The organism is Pseudanabaena biceps PCC 7429 (assembly GCF_000332215.1).
Taxonomy (GTDB): Bacteria; Cyanobacteriota; Cyanobacteriia; order Pseudanabaenales; family Pseudanabaenaceae; genus Pseudanabaena; species Pseudanabaena biceps.
Genome location: NZ_ALWB01000345.1, coordinates 1 through 3052, shown reverse-complemented (window position 1 = coordinate 3052; position 3052 = coordinate 1). Strand labels below are relative to the sequence as shown.

2 protein-coding genes are annotated in these 3052 nt (G+C 45.2%); both read left to right on the top strand.

Features of this window, described 5'->3' with window-relative positions:
* Window positions 1–266: 266 nt before the first annotated feature.
* Complete coding sequence (locus PSE7429_RS22050; protein WP_009629599.1) at window positions 267–956, top strand: response regulator; 690 nt, start codon at window positions 267–269, stop codon at window positions 954–956.
* Between the two features lie 122 nt (window positions 957–1078).
* Window positions 1079–2959, top strand: coding sequence for a lipoxygenase family protein (locus PSE7429_RS22045; protein ID WP_009629598.1), 1881 nt, complete (start codon window positions 1079–1081; stop codon window positions 2957–2959).
* Window positions 2960–3052 lie beyond the last annotated feature (93 nt).

Sequence of the window (3052 nt, the reverse complement as noted above, 5' to 3'; positions counted from 1 at the left end):
TTGCGCCCCGTAGGGGCGCAACTTTACGGGTTTTGGTTTGTAATTAATTATGCCTAGCTACTTATTGCTCGTAATAATTGGTTTTATCGAGAAAGTGGATAGGTGTAATTAAATATAAAACCTAAAAAGCAGAGGCAAAAGCCGTAGCGAAAGCTCAGCTTTTGCTACGGCTTTTTAATTATGCCTAGCTACTTATTTGGTTTTTATTACCCCTTCTATGAGATTCTGGTATCAATACAGACCCTGCATAATCTGCAAAAGTGCTTATGAGTTCGATTCGTGTTGTCCTAATTGAAGACCATGACCTGACCCGCATGGGCATGAAGATCGCTTTGCAACAGCAAGGAGAGCTTCTGTTTGTGGGGGAAGCGGCGACAGGTACAGAAGGCGTTGCCTTAGTAAACAGTCAACAGCCTGATGTGGCGATCGTCGATTTGGGCTTACCTGATATGGATGGTGTTGAGGTAACGCGCCAAATTAAGGCAGCCGCTACCGAAGCAGGTAGAGCCACTAAAGTTTTAATCCTTACCCTTACCGATAGCCAAGAAATTGTACTAGCTGCCTTCGCGGCAGGTGCCGATTCCTATTGCATCAAAGATATTAGCTCGGAAAATCTCGTTCAGGCTCTGAAACTAACTGCTGAAGGGAATTCTTGGATCGATCCTGCGATCGCCAGTATTGTTTTGCAACAGGTGCGCCGCCGCGAGGCAACGGTGGAAATTGATGCCGCCGAAGCAGACTACAAACAGGTTCTGGAAGCTACCCCCCTGACCGAGCGTGAATTAGAAGTGTTATCTGAGATCGTCAATGGTAATAGCAATGCGGAAATTGCCGAACGCCTCTACATCACAGTTGGAACGGTAAAAACCCACGTGCGTAATATTTTAAATAAGCTATGTGCCGACGATCGCACTCAAGCAGCCGTAAGAGCGCTTAGAGCTGGATTGGTCAAGTAAAGTTCTAGGAGGCTTAGAAGGATTAGAGCGGCGCTTTACGCCGCCCTAATCCTTTAAAAAAATTTATCTAAATTACATCATTAAAGTTTTATATATGGATGTACAGATTTTAAGGTGCATCCATGATCTCTTCGATTTTGCGTGGTATTGCCCAAATATTAAATTTCCTTGCGACTAAGTTGTCCGACTTAGCAAGTTTAATATTGCGGCGATCGCCTTCAAGTAAATATCCCCTATTACCTCAGAACGATCCCGAAATCGATCAACGACAGGCTCTGCTCAACCAGTCTAGACAGCTCTATCAATATAACTACACTTACGTCGCCCCCTTGCCGATGGTCGAAAAAGTGCCAACTAGCGAGCAGTTCTCATTATCTTGGGGCTTATTGGTAGGAAAGGCAGCGATCGAAGTTTTATTAAATGATATTGCGAATCCTTTCCTCTTGAGTGAAAAGGGTAAAAATGCCTCTAAAGCTAGGGAGCAAGACTTCTCAAAACGTTTACTTGAAGCTGGCATTGCTCAGTCGAATTCCGCAATAATAGGGCTACTGTCAGAGATTCCCTCCCTATTAGAGACCGAACCAACCAATGTTGAAGGTTCAAATATTAAGGAATATAACGATCTTTTTTGGATTATTTCTTTACCCACGATCAGTCAAAGTTTTACAACTAATTCCGAGTTTGCAAGGCTTCGCGTCGCTGGATTTAACCCTGTGACGATCCAACGTATCAAGACCTTAGATGCGAAATTTCCTCTCACGGAAGATCAATTTCAAACAGTGTTAGCGGGGGACTCTCTCGCTGAGGCTGGAGCGCAAGGTCGCTTGTATCTGGCTGATTATGTAGATCTAACGGCGATCGCGGGCGGTACGTTTCCTAAAGGAGCACAAAAGTATATAAATGCACCTTTGGCTCTGTTCGCAGTTCCCAAAGGACAGCAGAGTTTGACCCCGATCGCCATTCAGCTAGGGCAAGACCCCAGTGCTTATCCCATCTTTGTCTGTCAGGCTGATGATGAACCGAACTGGCTTCTAGCTAAAACCGTTGTTCAGATTGCTGATGCCAATTACCACGAACTGATTAGCCATTTAGGTAGAACCCATTTATTTATCGAACCCTTTGCGATCGCAACTAATCGCCAACTTGCCAGCAATCATCCTTTGTATATTCTGCTCAAGCCTCACTTTCAAGGAACTTTAGCGATCAATAATGCCGCTCAATCGGGACTGATTAGTGCTGGTGGAACCGTAGATAGTCTATTAGCGGGAACGATCGCGTCCTCGCGCACCCTTTCGGTACAGTCAGTTAAGAACTATAACTTCAATGAAGCGATGTTGCCTGTAGCCCTGAAGAAGAGAGGGGTTGACGATGTTAATATGCTGCCCGATTATCCCTATCGCGATGATGCTTTATTGGTCTGGGGAGCGATCGCGACTTGGGTCAAAAATTATCTATCCATCTATTATTTCAGCGATACCGATGTCCTTAGAGATTCTGAACTGCAAGCATGGGCAAAGGAAATTACCTCGGTTGATGGTGGGCGCGTCACAAGTTTTGGTCAAGATGGTCAGATTCAGACCTTCGATTATTTAGTCGATGCAGTGACATTGCTGATCTTTACCAGCAGCGCTCAACATGCGGCGGTAAACTTCCCTCAGGGAGATTTGATGGACTACACGCCAGCAATTCCGCTAGCGGGCTATACTCCCGCACCAAAGTCAACCACTGGTGCAACGGAAGCAGATTTCTTTGCCATGCTACCGCCCATCGACCAAGCTAAGAGTCAATTGACAATGACCTATATTCTGGGATCTGTTTATTACACGACCCTAGGCGACTATGGTTCAGATTATTTCAACGACGATCGCCTTCAGCAACCCTTACGCGATTTTCAAGATGGGTTAAAAGCGATCGAGTCTACAATTAAGTCGCGCAATGAGACTAGGGTTGCTGATTACAATTACTTAAAACCATCGCGGATTCCTCAAAGCATTAATATCTAATACCAAGTTAAGAAATGGCTACGCCATTTCTTAACTTGGCTATAAAGCCCTAAAGATGAGTGGCGGCGCTCCGCGCCGCCACTCATCTTTAGG